Source organism: Paenibacillus sp. NPDC058071, assembly GCF_042885235.1.
Taxonomy (GTDB): Bacteria; Bacillota; Bacilli; order Paenibacillales; family Paenibacillaceae; genus Pristimantibacillus.
Window position 1 is genome coordinate 193,318 of sequence record NZ_JBHVSK010000002.1, and the last position, 16,471, is coordinate 209,788.

Here is a 16,471-nt window from a genome sequence, read left to right on the forward strand (position 1 = left end):
TGTGATCCGCGTGAACTACCGCAACAACGACGGCAGCGGCGGTTATCCGCACCAGCAGCACTATCCGCCGCACTCGCCTCACGGCGGCCACCACCGCCAAGCGCAGGGGGCAAAAAGCCAAGGCATTCCGAGCTTCTCCTCTAAATCGGTAGGCATCAAAAACAGCGATCCCATTCTGCCGGTATCGGCCGAAATTATCGAAGAAGCGGCTCTTCCCACCGTTGTCGTTCCCGCGACAGCCGCCGAACTCGTCGAAACAACTACCCCCGCAAAAGGAGGTCTACCTTTCTCGCTCGACAAGTTGGGCGATATTAAAGGCTTTGTAGACCGGCTTGGCGGTCTAGACGGCATCCTCAATACCGTCTCCAAAGTGCAAAAGGTTGTTTCCAGCGTTTCGCAAATGGCGCCGCTAGTGAAAGTGCTGATGGGTTCTTTCAAAAAGAGCAGTGACGACGATGATGAGGATGAAATCGATGTTGTGCCGAAAAAACGCAGACGGCGCAAGCCGGGCGGCAGCGGTACCGGACCAAAAGGCCGCAGACGCAAACCGAAGCGTCGACGCTAACCGCAACAACGGCCCGGGTTTGCTAGCTTACGTACCGCCGCTGACTGCAACAACGACCCGGGGTTGCTAACTTATAGCGTCGACGCTGACTGTAAAAAGCGGCCTGACACCGCTTGCGAATCAACGTCCTGTTAACTGACCACTAGTTCCTACTGTTCTGTCCATGTTCCTGAACAGCAAACCTTGTCTTTCCATCGCTATACCGCAGTTTCCCCCCCACCCTTGCTGGCCCGTAGCAACGCCCACCACTATCCCCTCCATCCCACCGCCCTACGCAAAAAAGAGACGTGCAACCTGGAGCAACCACCAGTTTGCGCGTCTCTTTTCATGCAAAGCATTATGATCAATAGAACACATTGTCGATGACCCAGAAAACGATGTAAGCCATAATGACCGTAAACGGAATTGTAATGAACCAAGCGACAATGATTCGGCCCGCTACGCCCCAGTTTACGCTGGAGAAGCGCTTCGCGCTGCCTACACCCAGCAAGGACGATGTAATAACGTGAGTTGTGCTGACCGGCAAATGAATCAACGTAGCGGTCATAATAACCATTGCCGAACCGATATCGGCCGCAAAGCCGTTGATTGGCTCGATCTTGAATATTTTCGTACCCATTGTCTTGATGATTTTCCAACCGCCGACCGAAGTTCCGAGCGCCATAGCCAGCGCCGCCGCCAGCTTGACCCAGAACGGTACGTCCATCGTGTCCTGCACTTCAGCCGCAACCAGCGCGAACGTAATGATACCCATCGCCTTCTGAGCGTCGTTCGTGCCATGCGAGAACGATTGGAAAGCCGCTGTAATCATTTGTCCCGTACGGAAGCCTTTGTTAACCCTGTGAGGACTTGATTTGGCGAAAATATATTTCAATATAATCATGAATGTATAACCGACTGCAAATGCAATGAGCGGCGAAAGAATGAGCGCCTTCACGATGTCGACCATACCCGAGGCGTTAATCGCCCCTGTGCCCGCACCCGCAATAACGGCGCCGGCAAGCGAGCCGATCAGAGCATGGGACGAGGAGGACGGAATGCCGAACCACCATGTAATCAAGTTCCACGCGATTGCAGAGATGAGCGCTGCAATAACGATCTCTACGCCGTTGGTCAAATCGGCCGGATTGGCGACGCCGCTCCCAATTGTCTTCGCGACCCCGGTAAAGGTCATTGCGCCGACAAAGTTCATGACAGCGGCCATCACAATGGCAACCCGCGGTTTCAGGGCCCTTGTCGATACCGATGCCGCAATGGCGTTGGCCGTATCGTGAAAACCGTTAATAAAGTCAAAACTGAGCGCCAGAAAGACAACAACAGCTAAAACAACTAATTCCATTAGAACCTTCTCCCACTCTCTACTGTCATGTTAGCTGTTGCGCATAATGATCGATTCCAACGTATTGGCGACATCTTCGCAATAGTCGGTCGTAAGCTCCAGCATCTCGTAGATTTCTTTGCGTTTGATCAGTTCAATTGGATCTTTTACGTTGGCGAACAGACTTTTCACGGCTACGCGCAGCAGATCGTCGGCCTGATTCTCCAATTCGTTGATGGCAATGTTAGGCTCGCGAATAGCCAGCAGCTTCTTCTCAGTCAGCAAATAGATCGCCTTCTTGATCTGGTTGGCGGAGCGCAACAAAATATCGCCGAATAGCGTAATATACTCGTCCTTTTCATGAACATAGTACATCTCGAAACGCGAAGCGCAAGCTTCAATGCCGTCCAGCACATCGTCGAGAGAAGTCGTAAGCGCCATTATATCTTCCCGTTCGATCGGGGTTATGAACGTTTTGTTCAGTTCTTTCAAAATCGTATGCACGTAAACGTCGCATTTGCTTTCGTACTCTTTCATCGTTTTTGCGAAAGTGGAAACATCCGACAGGTCAGATACCCCGTTAGCGAAGTATTGAACCGCTTCAACCAAAGTGTCTGCCATTTCTTCAAACGTTTTAAAGAAAATGTCTTTTTTCTTGAACATTGTAATCCCCTTTACCTGACTGGATGTTTAGGCTTCTCTAGCAAATAGGCCCAGAATATCTTAACACAGTTTACTTTATATTTGTTAAGGGAATGTAAAGGTTTTATGAAAAGTTTTAGATTTTCACAAAAAAAAGGACGCCCCTTGGCAGGTAGCGTCCTTTTACCATTCGTACCGCACTGTCACCGCGATTGCAGCTCATACGGAAAGCACAACCCTCGCCTAATAAAGAGTGTTTCCTGCGAAGCGTCTTTTTACCCGTATTTCACATGCTCGTCAAAGCTAGGCGTATTCGGGACGATATGGAAAAACGTTTTGCCTTGGACGAGCTTCACTTCTGCCCCGTCCTTCATAATTCGAATCATGTTGTCCTCAGCACGTACCCACTCGCAGTCGATGACCCGGCCCTTCTGCAGCAGCACCGCCTTGCCTCCGGAAGTCAGATTGACTGCCAGCCTGCCGACATCGTCCAATGTTTTATGGCTCGCTTCGAGCACAACCAGGTTCGCCGCCGACAGCTGCTCATTGTTGTTCATATCCACATGCGGTTCATTGTTAATGAACCGTTTGTAAAGTCCCGACGCCTTATCGTAGTCGTAGGATACTTTGTAGTTTTTCAAAGTAAACATAATCTCGACATGCGAAACGTCCGCCACTCCCGTATCGTTAGTAGTCGAAGTGACTGCCGCTACGCTATCCTCCTCTGGAAGGAAGGAATAGACGGGAACGGCTTTGCCCGCAGAATAACCCCGTTTCTCTGCGCCTTGCCTCAGCTTGTCCAGACTTGCGTACAAATTGTGAGGCGCTTTTCGGTCTTTGCTTCTCCAGAAGTATGTACCAGCGTTCGAGATTTCGTCCAAGTACGGCTTCTTCTGCTGCTGTAAAATCGCATACGCATCGGTGCTCGCTCCTGCATGCGCAAGTACAGCCCCATAGGTTTCGCCAATCTCAATCAAATAAGGACGAATGCTGCGAATCGGGCCAATGTTGTCAGTCAATCGATCGGTGCTTTGGAAAATGGCGATCAGTCTTGTAACCCCGCCCTCGGCGAGCACTTCCCATATCACATCGGCGTTCGTCAGCCCCGATTGCGGGCGGGCCGGCTTTAAATTGTTAATCATGACTGCAATCGGTCGTTCCGCCGCTTCCGTCTGACGGCCGACTCCCGTGAGCGGCGCGACATAGGGATAAGCGGGCGCTTCGGTCGCGACTGCGGGCGAGTCAGTTGCCTCGGTCGCTGTCGGATTCGGCGGCGCTTCACCGCCTTTGCCTGCGCAAGCGCTAAGCAGCATAGCTGCCGACAATACGAGTCCTGCCGCCATATTGCGGACTTTGATTCGCCGCTTTCTCGGCTTCTGCCGTTCTTCACGTTTGATATCCATCATTTCTCCCGCCTTTTACATTATTAAAATTGAAATTCGGCGAATTCCTTCTATTCCCATTTAAACACAAACAAGCTCAAACGGCTATTGTCGATTTATAAGACAGCCAACCGCGAGTCATCATTGCTTTTGTCGAAAACGGATGATTTATCCATTATTCGCACATTCTAACGGTATCTCCCGATTGGAAAGGACGTATCTCGCGATGAAAAGAAGGGGTCAAATTAGTATTTGGCTGGCGTTCTGCATTTTGCTGCTTAGCGGAGGCTTGGTTTCCCATGTCATGGCAATCCCGCTTATATTGGGCGCAGCCCATCGCGACGCCTGGGTATCGACGCTCGTCGCGGCTCCCCTATTCCTTCTATGGATAACGATCCTTTATTTTATTATGAAACATTTGGATGGACAACGGCTGACTGATTGGCTGGAGCGGCAGCTCAGCCCATTCGTCGCTTGGCCGTTTCGTATCATAACCGCCGTGATGATCTTCGTTCTTGGCGCTTATACGTTAAACGACACCTCTACCTGGGCGGTCGTTACCTACATGCAGCAAACACCCGCTCTCGTCATTGTAAGCATTGGAGTTCTTGTATCTGCGATCGCAGCTTGCCTAGGCCTCCGCTCGATTGCGCTGACCAGCGGTATTCTGCTGCCGATCGTCATCCTTTTCGGCCTATTTGTCATGACGGCCAACTCCAAGTACAAAGACTACAGTCTGCTGTTTCCGATAATTGAACATGGTTGGTCTCCCGTCCTGAAAGGTGCCTTTTATTCTATTACCGGCTTGATGGAGATATGGATACTGCTGCTCTTCCAGCATCAAATAAAAAGCAAAATCAAGCTATGGCAGCTTCTTGCCTTGTCCGTCTTGCTGATTATTATGACGATCGGCCCAACCGTCGGCTCGATTACCGAGTTCGGTCCGCAGGAAGCGGCAAAGCAACGAAATACGGCCTTTGAGCAATGGAAAATACTGCAGATCGGCGAGTTATTTCAGCACGTCGATTTCATGTCCATCTATCAGTGGATGTGCGGGTCTTTCACCCGCGTCGCGCTTTCTCTTTACCTTTTGCCCGATTTGCTCAATATTCGCAAGCCGAGGAAACGGTACTGGACCATTGCCGTCTTGTCGTTTGTCATGGGCGCCATTGCGGTCTATCCATACAAAGACGATCTGACGCTGGCCTATTTGAGCCAGATTCACTTTCCGGCGTTCTTTTTGTTCATTGTGTGCGTAACCGCGCTTCTGCTCGTTACGATTCCGATCTCTATTTATAGAAAGAAGGCGAGCGCCAGTGAATAATCGCACCGAATCAGCAGAAAAAACAGAAGCGATATTTCCGAACGAGCATATTCTGCGCAAGTGGTTCGGCCATTGCAACGATATTCTCATCCATAGCACCATGTTCGGACAGCCTCCCAGCGGTTCGCATATTACGTTTATCTATTGCAGCGGCATGACAGACTCGAAAGTACTGAACGACGTCATTATGCCGGATTTGCGCGATGTCTACGAGAAAACAAAGTTCGTCCGCAAAGAAGAGTTTATTCGCGCCTCTCAAGTGGAATGGTCTTCGCTTGACGATATATCGCCGAATTACGACCGCGATTTTGTAGCCGCTCGCGTCTTTGAAGGCCATCTGATTTGCTGCATCCCGAATTTAAAAACGATCTATTCGGTCGACATCGCCAACTTTCCTGTCCGTACGCCAAGCGACTCTTCCAGCGAAGTTTCAATTCGGGGACCGAGAGACGGCTTCGTCGAACTCGTGACGACCAATGTCGCCTTAATTCGGAAGCGGCTCCGTACCCCTACGCTTGCTTGCGAGTACTATATTATAGGCACTCGGACGATGACGAAGGTCGCTTACCTCTACATCGAGGATATTACAAACAAAAGCTTGACGCGGCTTATCCGCAGGAAGCTTAAACATATCGATATCGAAGCGCTGCAAACCGTCAATCAACTCGACGAGCTGCTCGTCGGCCATAGATTGATGCTCTTCCCATTGACCGGCTATACGGGCAGGCCCGACTTTGCCGTAGAATGCCTGCTCAATGGACGGATCATTATACTTGTAGACGGCAATCCAACCTGTCTGATCGCGCCGGTTAATTTATTTTTGCTCATCAAATCGCCTGAGGACGCTCATTTCAGCTTTCTTGGAGTCAATGTCGGGCGTGCTCTGCGTGCTGCTGGGCTGCTGCTGACGATTTTCTTGCCAGGCTTCTATATTGCGCTTACGTCGTTTCACCTTGATCAAATTCCATTCGCTCTGCTCGCCACCATTTCGGTAGGACGAATAGGGCTGCCAATGGAATCCGGGCTCGAGATGTTCTTCATTATGTGCTTAATGGAATTGTTTCGCGAAGCAGGCGTCCGCCTTCCTAGCATGATCGGCCAGACGCTTACCGTCGTGGGGGGTCTCATTATCGGGGATGCCGCTATCCGCGCCGGGCTTGTATCACCGCTTATGATCGTCATTACGGCCATAACAATCGTTGCGGGTTCGACGTTAGTCAATCAGGTTTTGACCAGCTCCATGATCATGATGCGCTTCGTTTCTTTTCTGCTGTCGGCGTTCATCGGCATGTACGGTCTAATCCTGTCCTTTATCATCTTCATCCTCTACGTGACGAGCCTGAAGTCGTTCGGGATGCCTTATTTGACTCCGATCTCGCCTCTTAATCTGAAAATGGCCATGCATGCGCTGTTCAAGCTGCCCTTCTTTTGGCGCAAACGTCGCCCGGAATCTTTGCACACGCAAAAACCGATCAGAAGCGGAGAAAATGGATGAGCGCCCGGCTGTTCACTCATCCTGTCCGCCATTTGTACGGAACCGCCGCCCGAATCGCTCTGTCGATCGTATTGCTCATCACGATGACCGGATGCTGGAGCAGCAAGAGCATTCAAGTGCAAGGCTATGCAACAGCTTTAGGTATCGATTACAAAGAGGGGATGTTTACGGTATACGTCCAATTGCTCGATTTCAGCAGCATCGCTAAAAAAGAAGGAGCCGTGCTGAATCCGGAAGCAGCGGTATGGGTCGGCAAAGGAATGGGACGAACGTTGAACGACGCGGTAAACGATGTCTATAAAACATCTCAGCTCAGTCTGTTCTGGGGGCATATTACAGCCATCGTTTTATCGGAGTCGGTGCTGATGGAGAAGGGAATTCTGGTTGCCGATATGCTGGTGCGCTATCCGGAAATTCGTTATAACGCCTGGTTGTATGGAACGAGGGAGCCGATCGACAAGCTGCTCAGCGCTACGCCCCTATTCCGACTGTCTCCGCTCGATTCGATTCTTCATCATCCGGAGGACAGCTACAAGCAGTATTCGATGTTTAAGCCGATTCTGTTCTTCAAGTATATTTCCGATTTCAAAGAAGAGGCAGTTTCCGCCTTCCTGCCGAGTCTTGCCTTGAACAATACGCAGTGGAAAGAAAATGAGAAGGAGCACCCGCTTCTGACAATCGACGGCGCCTTTGTCGAATCGGATCGACAGGTCAAAGGATTTATGCCGCGCAGCAAGCTGCTTGGCTATCACTGGATGGAGCCAAAAATGTACCGCGCACCGCTTCCGGTAATAAAAGACGGCGTTGTGTACGGTCAGCTGTCAGTGATGCTTACGAAGCTAAAAATCAAACCGGTTGTTCAGGGCTCTACGGTTAAATTCCGTGTTAAAGCGAAGTATCTGGCCGGGATGTATGAATACGATACGCCAATTTCTGCGGAGGAGATGACTCAGATCGCCTCGGATACGATCAAGAAGGAGATTATGGAGACCTACGAGAAAGCGTTGGCGAAAGAGGTGGACATCTACAATTTGGAGGAAAGGCTTTATCGCAAAAATCCGACCAAATGGCATGAACTAACGGACAACGGAAAGCATTTGTTTCTGGACAAGCAATCGATTGAGAAGCTGGACTTGAAGCTGGACATTGTCTACAACGGGAAGCATAAGCGCGTTATGGAATAGTCTGCTGATCGGTTGGCGACGATGTCAGCGGGAACAAAAACGCACCGCGCTCAACTTTCTGCGCAGTGCGTAAGAGGAGTACCGAGCACCACGTGCCGCGATGGCACCGTACGCGGGAGTCGCGCGCGGTACGGCTTAGCTAGCCTCTCCCCATCGTTAAATACTCCAATGATGCCATTCCTGCTGCTGGCGCTCTAATCCTGCCAGCCACTCGGAGCTAACGCGAATCGCTTCTTCCTGGTGAAGACGCGTGGAGTAGGTATGATTAGCTTGAAAAATAATTTCTTTATCGCAGAGCCCTTCGCTGCGAGTCCAGAATACTTTTTGGTACAAGAAGCTGTAATCGACCGGAATCAGCTCGTCGCTCGTTCCGTGAACGAGCAGCACGTCTCCGCCGAACTTGGTCGCCGCTTGAAACGGCTGATGCTGAAGCAGCGAATCGAAGAAAACCGGCTGCAACGTAAAGCCGTTGTAATCGGTACTGCCTTGCTTGACCGCCTCGTCATAGCTGCTTCGGCCGACGATCCGCACGATGTCGTTAAACGGATAGGCGACCGGGGACCACAGCACAAGCCGTTTTACCCGTTTGTCCTTCACGGCCGTCATCATCGCTATCGCACCGCCAAGACTGTGCCCGAGCAATACGATCTTTCTCGGATCGATGCAATCCATCGAGCTGATGTAATCGATGGCGGTGCGCGTCTGATCGACCATGCTGTCGAAGCCGAGCGCGCCGTAATCGCCGTCGCTTTCACCGCAGCCGCCGTAGTCGAAACGCAGCACGTACGAGCCTTGAGCAGCAAGCGCCCGTGCCGTTTTCACGAATAGCCGATCCACACCGATCCGGCTTCCGATAAACCCGTGGCAAATAATAATCGCTTGTTGCTTTTTATTGCCGCAATCCGTTCCATTTGTCGGATAATGCAGTGTCGCAGCAAGCTCCAATCCGTCATGGTGCAGTACCAGTTGTTTTTCCATAGCAAAGCCCTCCGATCAAGTCCGTAAATCCGTCGTTCGATTTATATAATTCCTACCCGAATACTTTGAATTAAGTTAGGATCATATTATCACCGACCGGTCGATAATGTCAACATGAAATTTGACGCAGATTGGGCATACTAGCTCTATCCGGCATTCCGGCAGCAAGCTGCCGAATCATGCCGAGAAGGAGTTGAATTGCCGATGCCTGCTTGGATCGAATGGCTGACGGATCATTGGCTGTCCGTCATGCTAATACTCGGAGCGATAATCGCCGCCGCTTACGTTATTGTTAATCGGGATCTGCTATTCTATAAGGAATAGCAGTCCCTTTTTTTTCGCCGAACCGACAGCGCATTTGAAGCGTGATTCGTCATTCGGGATGCCGGGAGATCGGAAGCTTAACCGTTACGACCGTCCCGGCTCCATGCTCGCTGTCCACGTTCAGCTCCCCGCCGTGCAGCTCGGTAATTTCCTTGCATATCGCAAGTCCGAGCCCGCTTCCTCCTTGACCGGTCTTTGCCTTATAGAATCGTTCCGTCACATGAGGCAAATCTTCCCGCTCGATGCCGCTGCCCGTATCCGCAACCGTTAACAAGGCGTATGACAAGTCTGCATTGACCGTGGTCGAAATTCGAATCGTTCCTCCGCTTGGCGTAAACTTGAACGCATTGTCGATCAAATTAATAATGACCTGCTTCAGCCGGTTGGCATCTCCATAGACCAGAATGGGCCCTTTGCCAAGCGAAGCGGTCAGCTTCACGCCTGTTTTTTCTTCGCGAACCGCCAACTGGTGAACGGTTTCCTTCACCGGACTGTTCAAATCGAGCATTTCCGAATGCAGCTCCATACTTCCCGCCGACAGCTTGGAGAAGTCGAGCAAATCCTCGACAAGGCCGGACAGACGGTCGGTTTCTCGGCTAATAATATTTAAGCCAAGGCTTAAGTCCTCCGCGTCTTCACCGGGCTCGCCTTCTTTTAACGTTTCGCTCCACCCCTTAATCGACGTAAGCGGCGTCCGCAGCTCATGCGAAATCGAAGATATAAAATCGTTTTTCAGCTTCTCGCGTTTGTTCAGTTCGACAACCATCGCGTTAAACGTCTCCGCCAGCTGTCCGATTTCGTCATCGCTCCGTTTTACCGCCCTTCTGGTCCAGTCGCCTTCCGCCATGTAACGAGCCGCTCTCGTCAATTCCCGAATTGGCCTCACGATCCGCTGCGTCATCCACAGGCTAAGCGCCAAAAACAGCAGCACAACGGCTGCGGCCACTATCGCCGACATCTGCAGAAGTCGGCTGACCATATCATCGACTTGCTCGAGCGAAGCCGAGTACCTCAGCATCGATACGACCCGCTTATCGTTAAATACCGGAATAGTGACCGAGGTGACCCGTACGCCATAATACGGATCGACGCCCTGCCAAGTGCCCGGCATGCCGCCAAGCGCTGTTCGGACATCAGGAGTCGAATATTGCGCCCGATCGGCAAAACCGTCTGAATCGATGCGAATTTCGCCGGTATTGTCGAGCAGCTGCAGCCGAATATCGCCCTCCGCCATATATTGCAGCATATACTCTGCCTGGTCGTGGACCTTCAAGGAAGCGAGCGAGCGGCCGTGCATCGTCAGAGCCGATACGGCCCGCTGTTTCACCGAGCTTTGCGCGCTGCCGTAATAATAGTTCCAGATCAAGGTGAAAAACAGTCCGCCAAGTACGCAGACGACAAGAAAAATAAGCAGCATATAGCTCCATACGATTCTCGTTTTCAAGCTTTTCATCCGCCGCTGCTCCGTTTCCACCGATAGCCGAGTCCCCATACCGTCTCAATGAATGCGGGCTCGGAAGGGTTGCTTTCAATTTTTTGCCGAATTCTGCGAATATTGACGTCAACGACCTTTAAATCCCCGACATAGTATCTGCCCCATACTTCCGTTAAAATGTCATCGCGGCTGACGTTCTTCCCTTCCCGCTCCATTAGGAGGCGAACAAGCGTCCACTCCGTCGGCGTGAGTACGATTTCCTCCACGCCCTTCCACAGTTTACGGTCGCCGAACGTCAATCGAAACGGTCCGATCCGAAGCTCGTCTGACGGTTGGGCTGCTATGGCGGCGGCTTCTGCCAAAGACTGTACCTGCAGCGCATCACCAGCCTCTACCTCGGCGCCCTGAACCGGCTGCCCCTGCCTCATCCGGCGATGCAGCGACTTGATTCGAGCCATCAACTCGCCGGGGCTGAACGGCTTTTGCACATAATCGTCCGCGCCCAGCTCCAGTCCGTATATTTTGTCCTCCTCCTGCGATTTGGCGGTTAGCATAATGATGCCCATCGCCGGGTATCGCTCTCTTAGCCGCTCGCATACTTCAAAGCCGCTAATCGTCGGAAGCATGACATCCAGCAGCGCGATATCGAAGGGTCCTTCCGTTTCCGCCAGTGCAAGCGCCGCCTCACCATGGTCGGCCTCCATGACCTCCATGTCGTTGCGTTTCAAGTTAATCCGTACAAAACCGCGAATCGCTTCTTCGTCTTCCAGCAATAAAATACGCATCATTGGCTAGTCCTCCAACTGGCTAAATAAAGAAATAAGCTCTTGATCGGTCAGCTTCATGTCCTGGAGCGCCAGAAGATCGGCTCCGCCTATTCCTGTTGACGGCTCCGCATACGAGAAAACGTACAATACGCCGCCCCCGGCGCCTAACAGAACATAAGAGCGCCCTTTGTCTTTATAATTAGCCTCGGCTTCATTCCATTTCTGTGAAGGCACGGCGTACAAGACTCCCAGCTTGGCCTTGTAGTCGGTCTCTTCGTTCCAATACTCGAAAGCGGCAATGCCGTACTCATCCGATTGGTCCGGCTTGCGAAGCGTGAAACGATTCTGCCACTTCTCAGGAATGGTTAAGCTGATCCGATAGTCGTAATCGCTATATTCCAGCCTGATCGGCATAAAGCCTTTTTTTCCGTCCCACTGCACCCAATCGTTCAGCCAGAGCTGATCGACATAAGAGAACTCGTCGTATCCGTAGCCCGGCGCTTGCCGCGCCTTCATCAGTTCGATAATGCCGTCGCCGTTAATATCCTCGCTTTGAACTGGCCGTCCTTCAATCGAGCCGTCCTCGTCCGGACCCTGCGCTTCCGCTTGCGGACGCACGAGCTTCAGCTTTCCGTTCTCCCATGCGTACAAAGCCGTATAGGTCGCATGAGCTCCGGTGGATGCTTCGACGATCACCCCATGATGACGGTCGGAAACCCTCCCGATGACCATTCGCTCGTACGTATTGACGCCGTCATACAGCGGCACCTCCTGCTGAAGCTTCATACTAGTATCCTGCCACCCGTAAACGGTAAGCCGATAGGAAGGCAACTGGTACTCTTGATTCAAACCGTCTGCCGTAATAACGGCCAGCTCCGTATTACCGTCTCCGTTGATATCGCCGGTCTCCGCGTAGATATAAGGAATCGAAGCGAGCGGCTGCAGCGCCAGCTTGCCGTCGTCGTTGCGGGAAGGCTTCGACTGGAACGAGTAGACCTCCGCAAGGCTTGGACTTTCAAAAGAGCCGATCCATCCGATAGCCAGCTCCACTTGGCCATTGCGGTCGAAATCAACAAGTCGGATCCAATCGATCTGTCTCGCCATCGGCTGTTGTATCGACAGCCATGGACGCCACATGCCCGACGTAAAACGCAACGTAAGCAGCTCCGGCGTGCTGTATTCGTTGTAAAAAGAAACAATCGCTTCATCGATCCCATCGCCGTTTAGATCGACGAGCCTGACCGAACCGAGGCCGTCGTCGCGCAGCGGCAGCGTCAGCTTCGCATACATCGGCAGCACGTTGTTGACCGCCTGCATCAACGCTTGTTTTTCGCCGGACAACGTCGGCTTCGTCAATAAATCAGCCGGGGCTGCCGTATACCGGCAGCCCGACAGAAATAAACAGAACAAGACGGCTGTAAGCGCCGCCCTGCTGAATGAATATCGTTTCAAGGGTTAACCTCCTATATCCGCCCGCGAAGCGAACGTACCGTTCTCCGTTCGCCTCGAGAGTTTAGGCCGCCAATTCATCGGCGGTCACGAATGTATAGCCCATTTTTTTCAAATCGTCGATAATGCCCGGCAAAGCTTCAACAGTATGCTGAATGTTTTTGCTGCCGAACGAATGCATTAATATTATATCACCCGGATCGGCTTCTTTCCGAATCATTTCGCGCATCGCTTTCGGGCTCGTTCCCGCCCAGTCTTTGGTATCTATATTCCAGCCGACCAGCGTACGACCGTCCTCTGCAAGCTGCTTCTTCAATGAATCCGACACAGCGCCGTAAGGGGCGCGGAACATATTCGGCTTCTCGCCAATCGCTTTCTCAATCAACTCATCCGCCTCGGAAATTTCGTCGGCAATCTCTTGATCGGTCAGTTTGGACATTTTTTTATGATGCATCGAATGATTGCCTACCGCATGCCCTTCATCTACGATTCGCTTTGCTACTTCCGGTTCCTTCTTGACCTGCTGTCCAACGAGGAAAAAGGTTGCCTTCACTCCCTTTTTCTTCAATATATCCAAAATAGCCGGCGTATAACGCTGATCGGGACCGTCGTCGAACGTCAGTGCAATCCGCTTCTCTTTATGTCCCTTCACGGACTCCGGCGGTTTCTCATGCCCAGATGGAGGGGATGGCGGCACAGTAACGTTCGTATCCGGCTTCGTACTCGGATCCGTATTCGGTTTGCCGTTCGAATTCGGATCCGTGTTCGGAGTGGGACTTGGCGACGGCCGATTAACGGCCTGCTCGTTCGGCGTTGGAGTACCGCTCGACTGAGGCGGTGGACCTGAAACCGTCGATTCCCCGCTCGGGTTATTCGTTTGCCCGTCCAAACCGCTATCTGTCGCTGGGTGACGTCCGTCTCCCGCTCCTCCATCCCCGTCTGCGCTTTCCGCCGACACCAAGGAAGACAGTCCGAAAGGCCCGCGCGTAGCGCAGCCTGTTATCGCCGTCAAAGCCATTAGCGCCGCTATTGCCACCAACAGCATCTTCACTTTCCGAAATTTGTATACTCCGCCTTTATGTTTCCCCATTCCGCTCACCAACCCATTATGCTGATAGATTTATAGTAACGGATTGCTAGAAATATGGTGTTACAAATTAGTTACGACTTTCTAAAATGGGCTGCTACGGCTTTTTTTGCCGTTGCAAAGAGGGGAAACAGACGATCCGGCTGTTTAGCGGTCGATTTGGCCGGTAAACCTTACGAGCTGTAGCGGCCATTTATGACCGTTGCAAAGAGAAAAGGCAGACATCTAGCCGTTTAGCGGCCATTTTGGGCCGTTAAATCTTATGCTGGCCGCTATCACTAGCTCATACGAGCTGCAACGGTCATTTTGGGCCGTTGCAGAGAGGGGAAGCAGACATTCTGCCGTTTAGCAGCCGCTTTTGTCCGTTAAACCTAGTGCTGGCTGCTGATCCCTGTCTGAGGAGGTACTATCGCGAGCTGTAACGGCCTATTTGGCCGTTGCAGAGAGGAAAAGCAGGCAATCCTGCTATTTAGCGGCCGTTTTGGCCGTTAAATCTAGTGCTGGCTGCTGCTCCCTGTCTGAGGAGGTACTAACGCGAGCTGTAACGGCCTTTTTGGCCGTTGCAGCGAGGAGAAGCGGACCATTCAGCTATTTAGTGGCCGTTTTGGCCGTTAAACCTAGTGCTGGCTGCTGATCCCTGTCTGAGGAGGTACTACCGCGAGCTGTAACGGCCTTTTTGGCCGTTGCAGCGAGGAGAAGCGGACCATTCAGCTGTTTAGCGGCCGTTTGGGCCGTTGCAGAGAGGAAAAGGAGGCAATCCAGCTGTATAGCGGCCGTTCTGTCCGTTGTACCAGTGTTGTTGCTGAAACTCAGCTAGCTAAAAAAGGGATCAAACTTAAAATCAGTGTTTGACTGAAAAGAGCACAAGTGGAGGGGGAACGGGACTCTGGAGAAACGATAGTGGTCGCTTTTTAAAGCCAGAATACTTCCTCAGACTACTATCAAATTAAATAAAGGAATCAGGCTCTAATGGCGATCGAAAGAAATCGCGCGCTTCTCCCAGCGCACGTTATGGCGCTGAAGGCGCCGTGCGTCAGAACGCAGCACGATGGCGGCGATCGCACACCCTTGGACCCGCGGCGATCGCACACCCTCGGACCCGCAGCGATCCCCCTCCCTTCAAGCCATACACTGACTCAGCTTTGAGCCCAAAAAAAGACCTCAATTTCCACTTTCCGTCGGAAATTGAGGTCTTAACTGTCTTTCTAAAGCAGCAGTCGCTAAAGGTCACAAACCGCAACGCGGTTTATTGCAGACCCTTCAGCGCCTTAGCAGCGATATCGGTACGGCTGTGCATGCCGTCGAAATGAATGACGCTGACCGCTTCGTACGCGCGAGCGCGCGCTTCGGCGATATCGCGTCCGCGGCCGACAATGCCGAGCACGCGGCCGCCGTTAGTTACGATTTGACCGTCCTTCTCCGCCGTGCCGGCATGGAAGACAAGCGCGCCTTGCTCGGCTGCTTTATCCAGTCCGGTAATGACACGGCCTTTCGGGTACGATGCCGGATATCCTTCGGATGCGGCAATAACGCAAACTGCGGCCTCGTCGCTCCAGACGATGTCAAGTTGATCCAATCTGCCGTTCAGCGAGGCGAGTACGATGTCGATCAGTTCAGTTTCCAGACGAGGCAGGACAACCTGCGTCTCTGGGTCGCCCATCCGAGCGTTGAACTCGATTGTTTTCGGACCGTCCTTCGTGATCATCAGGCCCGCGAACAGCACGCCGCGGAACGGACGGCCTTCGCTGACCATCGCTTTTGCAGTCGGCTTGATGATGTTCTCGATCGAGTCGTCCACAATCGATTGCGGAATATGCGGCAACGGCGTGTAGGTGCCCATGCCGCCCGTATTCGGTCCTTTGTCGTTATCGAAGACCGGCTTATGGTCCTGCGCCGGCACCATCGCACGAACGGTTTCGCCGTCGACAAACGCCAGAATCGACATCTCCTGGCCTTCCAAAAACTCCTCGATGACGATTTGATTTCCGGCGTCGCCGAACACTTTATCGACCATCGCTTCGCGCAGCGCCTTCTCCGCTTCTTCTATCGAATACGCAACCGTAACGCCTTTGCCTGCGGCAAGACCGTCGGCTTTGATGACGATTGGCACGGATTGCGCCTTGAGGTAGGCTTGCGCCGATTCGTAATCGGTGAACGTCTCGTATTTCGCTGTTGGAATATTGTATTTTCTCAGCAAGTCTTTCATAAAGATTTTGCTGCCTTCGATTTCCGCAGCCGCTTTGTTCGGCCCGTAAACCGGGATATTCTTCGCCTCGAACGCATCAACGATGCCCGCCGCGAGCGGATCATCCGGACCGATGAAGACCAGATCGATCGCCGCATCCTTCGCGAACTGCACGAGCTCGTCGAATTGATCGACGCCGATCGGCACACATTCCGCCAACTGAGCGATGCCGGCATTACCCGGCGCGCAGAACACTTCTTTTACTTTCTCACTTTTCTTAAGGGACCAGACGACCGCATGCTCGCGACCGCCGCCACCTACTACTAATACTCGCAT

The 16,471-nt window shown here is 52.3% G+C and carries 13 protein-coding genes; 4 read left to right on the plus strand and 9 right to left on the minus strand.

Going from position 1 to position 16,471, the window contains the following annotated elements; genetic code table 11:
* Positions 1-10 precede the first annotated feature (10 nt).
* Positions 11-565, plus strand: coding sequence for a hypothetical protein (locus ACFVTB_RS03745; RefSeq protein ID WP_387745385.1), 555 nt, complete (start codon positions 11-13; stop codon positions 563-565).
* A gap of 343 nt (positions 566-908) precedes the next feature.
* On the opposite strand, the gene ACFVTB_RS03750 is transcribed toward ACFVTB_RS03745, so the two are convergent.
* From ACFVTB_RS03750 to ACFVTB_RS03760, 3 genes are all read right to left on the minus strand, one after another.
* Positions 909-1,904: an inorganic phosphate transporter gene (locus ACFVTB_RS03750; protein ID WP_387745388.1), complete on the minus strand. Its 996-nt coding sequence runs from the start codon at positions 1,902-1,904 to the stop codon at positions 909-911.
* A 30-nt stretch (positions 1,905-1,934) separates the two neighbouring features.
* Positions 1,935-2,546, minus strand: coding sequence for a DUF47 domain-containing protein (locus tag ACFVTB_RS03755; protein ID WP_387745391.1), 612 nt, complete (start codon positions 2,544-2,546; stop codon positions 1,935-1,937).
* A 254-nt stretch (positions 2,547-2,800) separates the two neighbouring features.
* Positions 2,801-3,931, minus strand: coding sequence for a DUF3048 domain-containing protein (locus ACFVTB_RS03760; RefSeq protein WP_387745394.1), 1,131 nt, complete (start codon positions 3,929-3,931; stop codon positions 2,801-2,803).
* 202 nt (positions 3,932-4,133) lie between these two features.
* Between ACFVTB_RS03760 and ACFVTB_RS03765 the strand changes: the two genes are divergently transcribed.
* Genes ACFVTB_RS03765 through ACFVTB_RS03775 form a run of 3 tightly spaced genes read left to right on the plus strand, consistent with a single transcriptional unit; the run spans position 4,134 to position 7,910 of the window.
* Positions 4,134-5,231: a GerAB/ArcD/ProY family transporter gene (locus ACFVTB_RS03765; protein ID WP_387745397.1), complete on the plus strand. Its 1,098-nt coding sequence runs from the start codon at positions 4,134-4,136 to the stop codon at positions 5,229-5,231.
* Entirely contained in the window at positions 5,224-6,726 is a 1,503-nt protein-coding gene (locus ACFVTB_RS03770; protein WP_387745400.1) for a spore germination protein, read from the plus strand. The genes ACFVTB_RS03765 and ACFVTB_RS03770 overlap by 8 nt, the downstream gene beginning before the upstream one ends.
* The gene (locus tag ACFVTB_RS03775; protein ID WP_387745403.1) at positions 6,723-7,910 is read left to right on the plus strand and encodes a Ger(x)C family spore germination protein; all 1,188 of its coding nucleotides are present in this window, start codon (positions 6,723-6,725) and stop codon (positions 7,908-7,910) included. Before ACFVTB_RS03770 ends, ACFVTB_RS03775 begins: the two co-directional genes overlap by 4 nt.
* Before the next feature lie 156 nt (positions 7,911-8,066).
* On the opposite strand, the gene ACFVTB_RS03780 is transcribed toward ACFVTB_RS03775, so the two are convergent.
* The 6 genes from ACFVTB_RS03780 to purD form a co-directional block, all read right to left on the minus strand.
* Positions 8,067-8,888 carry an alpha/beta hydrolase gene (locus tag ACFVTB_RS03780; RefSeq protein WP_387745406.1) on the minus strand — a complete coding sequence of 274 codons (822 nt, stop codon included), beginning with the start codon at positions 8,886-8,888 and terminating at the stop codon, positions 8,067-8,069.
* A 373-nt stretch (positions 8,889-9,261) separates the two neighbouring features.
* Complete coding sequence (locus ACFVTB_RS03785) at positions 9,262-10,665, minus strand: ATP-binding protein (protein WP_387745409.1); 1,404 nt, start codon at positions 10,663-10,665, stop codon at positions 9,262-9,264.
* Positions 10,662-11,432: a response regulator transcription factor gene (locus ACFVTB_RS03790; RefSeq protein WP_387746177.1), complete on the minus strand. Its 771-nt coding sequence runs from the start codon at positions 11,430-11,432 to the stop codon at positions 10,662-10,664. Before ACFVTB_RS03790 ends, ACFVTB_RS03785 begins: the two co-directional genes overlap by 4 nt.
* 6 nt (positions 11,433-11,438) lie before the next feature.
* Complete coding sequence (locus tag ACFVTB_RS03795) at positions 11,439-12,866, minus strand: hypothetical protein (RefSeq protein ID WP_387745412.1); 1,428 nt, start codon at positions 12,864-12,866, stop codon at positions 11,439-11,441.
* A 61-nt stretch (positions 12,867-12,927) separates the two neighbouring features.
* The gene (locus ACFVTB_RS03800) at positions 12,928-13,953 is read right to left on the minus strand and encodes a polysaccharide deacetylase family protein (protein ID WP_387745415.1); all 1,026 of its coding nucleotides are present in this window, start codon (positions 13,951-13,953) and stop codon (positions 12,928-12,930) included.
* Between the two features lie 1,243 nt (positions 13,954-15,196).
* Positions 15,197-16,471 carry a phosphoribosylamine--glycine ligase gene (gene purD, locus ACFVTB_RS03805; protein WP_387745418.1) on the minus strand — a complete coding sequence of 425 codons (1,275 nt, stop codon included), beginning with the start codon at positions 16,469-16,471 and terminating at the stop codon, positions 15,197-15,199.